Source organism: Staphylococcus simulans, from assembly GCF_003043455.1.
In the GTDB taxonomy this organism is placed as follows: Bacteria; Bacillota; Bacilli; order Staphylococcales; family Staphylococcaceae; genus Staphylococcus; species Staphylococcus simulans_A.
This window is the reverse complement of sequence record NZ_PZGG01000079.1, coordinates 1-8209: the sequence shown is the minus strand read 5'-3', so window position 1 is coordinate 8209 and position 8209 is coordinate 1. Positions and strand designations below refer to the sequence as shown.

Genomic DNA, 8209 nt, shown 5'->3' with positions numbered 1-8209 from the left:
ATACATTTTATTGTGCTGTTTTTCACAAAATAAATAAACGTATATGAAAGTTATTAGACTAAGCTTTCATATACGTTTAACATTGAATTAGATAAGTTTATTTTCCATTGCATAAATGGCAGCTTGTGTGCGATCACTGACTTGTAGTTTTGAGAAAATATGACTGACATGTGTTTTAATCGTCTTTTCTGAGACAAATAAAGCTTCTGCTATTTCACGATTTGTTTTACCTTTTGCCATTTCTTTTAAGACATCTGTTTCACGTTTAGACAGTTTGTTGACGTGGTGCGGTTTTTTGGCCACATCCTCCATCACTTTTTGTACCTCAGGATGAATGATTTTTTCTCCTTGTAGTACTTTATGTATAGATGTGATGAGCTGTTCTGGTTCAACATCTTTCATTTCATAACCGTCTGCCCCTTTATTAATAGCTGAAATGACATGTTCATCATCTGCATAACTAGTTAACACTAATATTTTAATATCAGGATAATGTGTTTTGAGATATTCTGTCACTTCGATACCGTTCATCTCAGGCATTACTAAATCAAGCAGTACAATATCAGGAAGCTGCTCATTTTGTTCTAATTTTTTTATAAATGCTTTACCGTTCGCAAAAGAACCTTGTACTGCTAAATCATCAATGGTTGAAATCAAAAATTCCAAACCTTGACGTACAATGTAATGATCATCTATCAAAACGACTTGATTCATGATTTGTCTCCTTCTCTGTTTGAGTCAATGGTACACTTATACTTATTGTTGTTCCTTGTCCCAATTTAGAATTTATCTCTATTTTCCCTTGAATTTGTTTGATACGTTGACGCATATTATAGATACCATGCGATGTTTGGTCAATCCAATCCGGATTAAAACCAGCTCCTTCATCTGAAATCACCATATCAAAACTACCATCATGCTGATACAAGAGGACGTGAGCTTTGTTCGTTTGTGCGTGCTTTTTAATATTATTCATCGCTTCTTGTAAGATGCGATAGCTATGTTCTTCAACACTGCTGGATAAGTCAATGAGACCTTCTACTTCTATTTCTGGCTGTATACCAATTAAATGACTGTATTGTTTTAAAGCACTTACTAACCCATGTTCTAATCCGATTGGTTTTAATTGCCAGATTAACGCTCTCATCTCATTGACAGCTTGTTGGCTTGTTGTCTCAATGGTCTCAAAAGCCTTTTTAGCAACTGGCTCTTTAGTCATACCATGAGCCGCATGCGCAGTCAGTTTCAACGAAAATAACATTTGATTGACAGAATCATGTAAATCACGTGCTAATCTGTTACGTTCGTTTAAACGTGCCGCTTCTTTTTCTTTATTCGTCAATTCAATACGCTTTATCGTAGAACCGATTTGAAACGCCACAGATTCTAACAGTTCTAAATCTTCTTCTGAATACTTTATAGTATCAGGTGAAGCCACATTCAATAAACCGAATCGTTCATTACCAGAGCGTAATGGAACCGTCGCATGATGTGTAATACCGCCAGATTCTTCTGCATAGGCTTGATTTGCGGCGCTGATTCTTGAACAATGAATGATATTAGAGGCTTTCATCAACTTTTCACTGTGATACGCTTGTACACACCAACAAGTTCCTTCTCGCATACTTTGACAGTCATGTTTGGTTAAAGCACTTGGCAATTGGTAATCCGCTGCCATTTCATGTTCACCCGCTTCGTTGATAAAGAAAATCCAACCTGTTGTAAAAGTACTGCCTTCAATCAACAGCTTTAAAGCACCTTGCATCATTGTATAAATTTCTGTCTCTTCATTCAGATATTCAGCGATTTCTTTTAACAACGCTAGACGTGTCGGTTTAACCACAGTGTTCACCTCTTTAATCTTTAATCTATTTTTATTATACCGATTCACTCTCTATAACGATAGCATTCTACTTGAACACACAACTATCACACCGCAGAATATGTTATGATATTAAGTAATAATCGAGGAGGAAGTTATGGAATTTAAAGTACCTGAACAATATAACGGCTATACATTGAGAGAAATTTTCCAAGATGTGAAATTACCTAAGAAAGAACTGCATCAATTAAATATGTCAAAAGCCATTACCATTAATCAAGAACCAGCACAGCTTTCAGCTAAAGTGCAACAAGGAGATCAAGTTTTTGTCCCGACTCCGGACGAAACAAGTAATTATTTACCAAGTTATCGGTATGCCGATGTCTATTATGAAGATGCAGATATTGCGATTATCAAAAAGACTAAAGGCGTTAAAACACATCCCAATGACTTAAAAGAAAGTAATACCTTAATGAATCATGTGATTTATACACTAGATAGCGATTATGTAGAACCGATTCATCGCTTAGACCAAGAAACAGTTGGTTTACTGATTGTGGCAAAAAATCCATTGATGAAAAAGTTACTAGACCGCATGTTAGAAGAAAATCAAATATCACGCATTTATAAAGCGGTAGTCAAAAGCTTATTGCCACTAAAACCGCAAACGATTGACAAACCGATCGGTAAAGATAAGTTCCATCCTAACCGCAGACGTGTCTCACCGACTGGCCAACAAGCCATCACACATATACTAGATGGACGTATGTTGAAAGAAAACGAGTGTGAATTAGATATCAAATTAGACACTGGGCGCACACATCAAATCCGTGTACATTTAGCCGCCATCGGCCATCCAGTTATTGGGGATCCTTTATATGGTGATTCTAAACTACGTCAATTACGTTTACACAGTCATAAAATTGAATTTGTACATCCGTTAACTAAAGAAAAGATTTCTGTTTCGTTAGATGACAAAAAATAATGGAGAAGGCAGCTGCCCTCTCCATTTTTTTGATTTCATATTTTTTAGATTGATTATTCTTTCGGTTCAACCATGTTTTCTGGTTTGATCCACTCATCAAATTGTTCTTCTGTTAAGTAGCCAGAATCAATAGCTGATTGTTTTAATGTAATGCCTTTTTTATGTGCATTTTTCGCAATTTTAGCTGCTTTTTCATAACCGATATGTGGGTTTAAAGCAGTGACTAACATCAATGAACGGTTTAAATATTGATCGATATTTTCTTCAATCGGTTCAATACCTTGTGCACAGTTTTCATCAAATGTACGCATACCGTCTGCGAGTAAATAGATAGATTGTAATGTGTTATCCATAATCACTGGTTTGAATACGTTTAATTCAAAGTTGCCTTGAGAAGCGGCAATACCTACAACCGTATCATTACCCATGACTTGTACAGAAACCATTGTTAACATTTCACATTGTGTCGGGTTAACTTTACCTGGCATGATTGAAGAACCTGGTTCGTTCTCAGGAATACTGATTTCAGCTAATCCTGCTCTTGGACCAGATGCTAACCAACGAATGTCATTCGCGATTTTCATTAAATCAGCCGCTAAGGCTTTTAATGAACCGTGTAATTGAACCACTTCATCATGTGCAGTTAAAGCATGGAATTTATTTTCAGAAGATACGAATGGATAACCTGTATTTTCTTTGATATTCGCAGCAACCATATCACTGAATTTAGGATGTGCGTTGATACCTGTACCTACTGCAGTACCACCGATCGCAAGACTTAACAAATGTGCTTTAGACTCACCTAATAATTGATCGCATTTATCAAGCATATAACGCCAACCACTGATTTCTTGACCTAAACGGATTGGTGTCGCATCTTGTAAGTGTGTACGTCCAATTTTGATAATGTCATGGAAGTCTTTTTCTTTCTTCGCAAATGTATCACGTAATTGTTTTAATGCTGGTTCTAAGTTTGCTTCAATTTCATGATATAACGCAACATGCATGGCTGTTGGGAATGTATCGTTAGAACTTTGTGATTTATTCACGTCATCATTAGGATGTACTGTTTCTTCACTGCCATGTTTTTTCAAGTAATCATTAGCGACATAGCTGACTACTTCATTTACGTTCATATTACTTTGCGTACCGCTTCCTGTTTGCCATACAACAAGTGGGAAGTGTTCATCGAGTTCCCCTTTAATTACACGATCACACGCAAAGACAATTGCGTCTTTTTTAGCTTCACTTAATTTACCTAATTCAAAGTTAGCTAATGCTGCTGCACGTTTTAATTGCGCAAATCCGTATACCACTTCGATTGGCATACGTTCTTTACCTACTGGGAAATTACGCTTACTTCTTTCAGTTTGTGCACCCCAATACTTATCACCAGGTACTTCAATTTCTCCGAATGTATCATGTTCAATTCTTACTGACATTTGACTTGTCTCCCCTTTATGATTGGTATTTATCATAAGTATAGCATTAAATGTTTTTAAATTAAATCTCTATATAGTTAACGCTTTCATGTCTGTTAATTGTGTATAAGAACATAAGAAAAAAGAGCCTAGCAAGCTAGACTCATTCAATATACTTATTATTTAGTTTCAACATTTTTAAAGTGATGTTTAACAGCTTGAATGACCGCAACAGCAGTTAAAATATATAAAATTATACTGATGACTAATAAAACAGGACTGATGTTGATCAATGTTCCTAAAAAGCCAGTTAAACTATTATAAAAATCACCTAACGGCTTGAATAAAATAAATGTGATAGCGATACAACAAATCACACTGATGATGACGCCTTTTTGGTTACTCTTAATAAACATTTGCGGGTCACGTTGGCTAACTAAGCCTTCAGATAAATTCATTTGTAGTTTAACTACACGAAATAGTACAGGTAAATACAGTGCACCTAACGCAATTGGAAAACCTTTGATAGATAGTAATCCAAAAACCACAGTAGCTAACATTAATAGTTTCCAATTTTTATGTAGATTTTGCATGGAAATGTTCCTTTCTGAAATTACTCATTCAACAAAATAATAAAGGAAATAAGACTTGAATACAAACTAAAATCCGAGTTATGTTTCAATTCATCAACATAACTCGGATTTGATTGATTATTAATGATTCAACTTAAGCGAAACGTTCAGTGAAATACTGACGTACATCTTCTGGTAAACCAGCAGCTGCTGCTTCATCTAAAATAACATTCACCATACGATGTGCTTTTAAATCAGATGGCACATAGCTTGAGTTGCCGTTTTCGTTGTATAATTTTTTCACTAAATCTGCTTTTTCTGCACCTGTCACAACTAAAACTACTTCACGTGCAGGCATTACTCCAGATTTAACTGCAACATCTAAACTGTCTTTATCATTAATTGTTAAGACTTGTAATGTAAATTTAGCTTTGTTTTCTTTTGATTTGATATTTTCATCAATAAAGTCAACAACACCATCGTTATATGATAATTCATAAACTTGTGTATCAGGTACACCTAGTGTTTGATAATAAGATTTGTTGTTATCATAATCTAAAATGTTGATTTGACTGAAATCAACCGGGTTACGCAACACGTTTTGTTTTAAATCTTCTAAAACAGGCGCGTTGTCATCTGCTAGATGCACACCCATGATTGTTGTTGGATTATTATTAAATGTCTTTCTGATAATATCTGCAGTATAGCGTGCAGCTTTGTCTGCAGTTGGAAAAACCTTAAAGTTCATTGCCATAATGTACACTCCTCTAATTGTTCTCAGTTCGTATATCACTTCGATTGCTACATTATTTACCCTGTTATCAAAAGAAGTAAACGCATAGATATACGTTATAGTTAATTCTATTATACCTGTTTCGTTTAGTGATTTCACTCAAACCCAAATATCCATTAATGCAAGTGCGGATAATTTTGTTGTCTCAAAGCCTCATATACTAAAATTGCAGCTGTATTAGATAAGTTTAATGAACGAATATAATCATTCATTGGTATTCTTAAAGCTGTTTCAGCATATTTTTCTTTTACCCAATCTGGTAATCCTGTCGTTTCGCGCCCAAAAACAAAATAATGATTTTCCTCAGAATTTGAATAATCAAAATCTGTAAAGGTCGTTTGACCGAATTTAGTGATGAGATAATAATGTCCATCTGTTTTCTCGAAAAACTCTTCGATACTTTCATAATAAGTAATGTTCACATGTACCCAGTAATCCAGGCCGGCACGTTTCAACATTTTATCATCTGTGCTGAATCCTAGCGGCTTAATGAGATGTAAATGTGCATCTGTACCTGCACATGTTCTTGCTATATTCCCTGTATTCGCAGGAATTTGGGGTTGGTATAAAACGACATGGTTAGTCATGTTACTTAATTCCTCTTTTCTAATCCTTTTAACATTTCTTCTTGTACTTCCTCTAATTCATCAGCGAGGTGGGCTTCGATAAAATCACGTTCTTCCTCACCCGCTATTTGACCAATGGCCCAATAAGCAGTTGTTCGAATCATCGGTCTTGGGTCATTTAATGCTACCTCTTTTAGTTCTGGTAAAGCTGCTGTTTCGTTAAAATGCGCTAATGCAATAATCGCATTACGTTGAATAGGCTTTTTACCTCTCCAAGCACCTGCTAAATGCCCATACGTATTCTTAAATTCTTTATTGCTCATTTGCAGAAAAGGAATTAAACGCGGTTTTAAAATTTCAGGTTCTAATACGATATCATCATGTTCTGTATTAATCCCTCTATTTTTCGGACACACTTGTTGACACGTATCGCAGCCATACAAACGATTGCCGATTTTATAACGATATTCATCTGGTAAATATCCTTTTGTTTGTGTAAGGAATGAAATACATTTCTGGCTGTTTAATTGTCCGTTACCAACTAATGCACCAGTTGGACAACGGTCAACACAAATCGTACAATCACCACAACTATCAAGTAATGGGTCGTCTGGTTCAAATGGAATACTGACCAACATTTCTCCTAAATAAGTCCATGTACCTAAATCAGGATTGATGACAAAACCATTTCTGCCTGTAAAACCAAGCCCTGCACGTTCAGCTACAGCACGATCTGATAATACACCTGTATCTACCATCGATAACATTTCTACATCGGGTACGCGTGACTTGATATAGTCACCTAATTTATCTAAGCGTTTTCGCATAATTGTATGATAATCCTGTCCCCATGAAGCCCGCGCAAACATTCCTCTACGATCGCCTCGAACACTTTTTGGTGCACCCTTTAATTTATTAGGATAACCTACTGCGATAGCGATAATAGATCTTGCGGTTGGCATCGACAACTTAGGATTTACTCGTAATTCAATATCTGATTCCTCAAAACCAGATGCATATCCTTTGGCGTGATAGTCCACTAACTTTTGTTTAAGCTCATCAAATGGATCTGCAGTTGTAAAACCAATACTGTCTATCCCGATTTGATGGGCATATTCAATAATATCTTTTTTTAATTGTTTATTATCCACCATAATGCCTCCATATCCATGGTCCATTCTGTATTTTAACACACAATACATACCTACAAGTTAAATTTCCTTCAAAAATTAAAGCTGATACCTTTTTATCGATATCAGCTTAGTTATTATTTATGAATTTTTGTTCCGACGGGTTGTCCATCAAAATATTGCCTCATGATATTCTCTTCATAACCTGGCAAAATAATGATTTCTTTAGCACCTGCATGAAGTGCTTCTGATGCATTTTTTAATTTTGAAATCATACCATCAGTATTTGTCTTAGAACAAATCAATTTGTCTAATTCAGAAAATTGAATGTTTGAAATAACTTCATCATGATCTTTTATACCAGGTAGATCACTTAAAATAATTAAAGGCGATTGCATAGTTGCTGCGATTTTATAAGCAAGTGTTTCTGCATTGATACAATAAAATTGATTATGATATCGTCCGATAGAAGCAACTACTGGAATATAATTCGTACAAAGTTGTTGAAACACTTCTCGATTGATATTTTCTGGATCTGCCACATACCCTAGTTCTTTTGAGCAAGGACGACAATCAAAAATCGGAAAATATGCCCCATTAATACCAATGAAATTTTGAGCAGCTTCATTCGCTTCTTCTACTATGTCAACATTGACCTTGCATAACAAAGTGTTGACTATAATGTTCAATGTTTGAAGATTGGTTTTTCTGACGCCCTTAACATATTCTATTTCAATGCCACTTTCTGTTAAGGCTTCATTTACCATTGGACCACCATCATGCACAATGATTGGATATAGTCCGTTATCTTTAAAGTCTGCAATTTGTTTGAATATCGAAGGTGCTAATTGGTCGAGTATACTTCCATTTATTTTAATAACAATGTATTTCATAAATCAATCACTTTTATCCCTTTCTCT

General features: G+C 35.3%; 9 protein-coding genes. 1 reads left to right on the top strand and 8 read right to left on the bottom strand.

What is annotated here, in order from left to right:
• Positions 1-87 precede the first annotated feature (87 nt).
• Both BU038_RS11100 and BU038_RS11095 read right to left on the bottom strand, forming a co-directional pair.
• Positions 88-714 carry a response regulator gene (locus BU038_RS11100; protein ID WP_107606089.1) on the bottom strand — a complete coding sequence of 209 codons (627 nt, stop codon included), beginning with the start codon at positions 712-714 and terminating at the stop codon, positions 88-90.
• Positions 689-1843, bottom strand: a complete 1155-nt coding sequence (locus BU038_RS11095) for a GAF domain-containing sensor histidine kinase (RefSeq protein WP_107606088.1) — start codon at positions 1841-1843, stop codon at positions 689-691. Before BU038_RS11095 ends, BU038_RS11100 begins: the two co-directional genes overlap by 26 nt.
• Positions 1844-1979: 136 nt before the next feature.
• On the opposite strand from BU038_RS11095, the gene BU038_RS11090 reads away from it, so the two are divergent.
• Complete coding sequence (locus BU038_RS11090; protein ID WP_107606087.1) at positions 1980-2807, top strand: RluA family pseudouridine synthase; 828 nt, start codon at positions 1980-1982, stop codon at positions 2805-2807.
• Between the two features lie 53 nt (positions 2808-2860).
• Here the strand turns inward: BU038_RS11090 and fumC are convergent, their stop codons facing one another.
• The 6 genes from fumC to argB all read right to left on the bottom strand — a co-directional run bounded on the left by fumC (position 2861) and on the right by argB (position 8182).
• Complete coding sequence (gene fumC, locus BU038_RS11085) at positions 2861-4249, bottom strand: class II fumarate hydratase (protein ID WP_107606086.1); 1389 nt, start codon at positions 4247-4249, stop codon at positions 2861-2863.
• 158 nt (positions 4250-4407) lie between these two features.
• Positions 4408-4821 (bottom strand): hypothetical protein, encoded by a 414-nt coding sequence (locus BU038_RS11080; protein ID WP_107606085.1) that lies wholly within the window; start codon positions 4819-4821, stop codon positions 4408-4410.
• Positions 4822-4954: 133 nt separating this feature from the next.
• Positions 4955-5554 (bottom strand): 6-phosphogluconolactonase, encoded by a 600-nt coding sequence (locus BU038_RS11075; protein ID WP_107606084.1) that lies wholly within the window; start codon positions 5552-5554, stop codon positions 4955-4957.
• A 155-nt stretch (positions 5555-5709) separates the two neighbouring features.
• The gene (gene trmL, locus BU038_RS11070; RefSeq protein WP_107606083.1) at positions 5710-6180 is read right to left on the bottom strand and encodes a tRNA (uridine(34)/cytosine(34)/5-carboxymethylaminomethyluridine(34)-2'-O)-methyltransferase TrmL; all 471 of its coding nucleotides are present in this window, start codon (positions 6178-6180) and stop codon (positions 5710-5712) included.
• 5 nt (positions 6181-6185) lie between these two features.
• Positions 6186-7310 carry a tRNA epoxyqueuosine(34) reductase QueG gene (gene queG, locus BU038_RS11065; protein WP_107606082.1) on the bottom strand — a complete coding sequence of 375 codons (1125 nt, stop codon included), beginning with the start codon at positions 7308-7310 and terminating at the stop codon, positions 6186-6188.
• A gap of 116 nt (positions 7311-7426) precedes the next feature.
• Positions 7427-8182 carry an acetylglutamate kinase gene (gene argB, locus BU038_RS11060; RefSeq protein ID WP_107606081.1) on the bottom strand — a complete coding sequence of 252 codons (756 nt, stop codon included), beginning with the start codon at positions 8180-8182 and terminating at the stop codon, positions 7427-7429.
• Between the last annotated feature and the right edge of the window lie 27 nt (positions 8183-8209).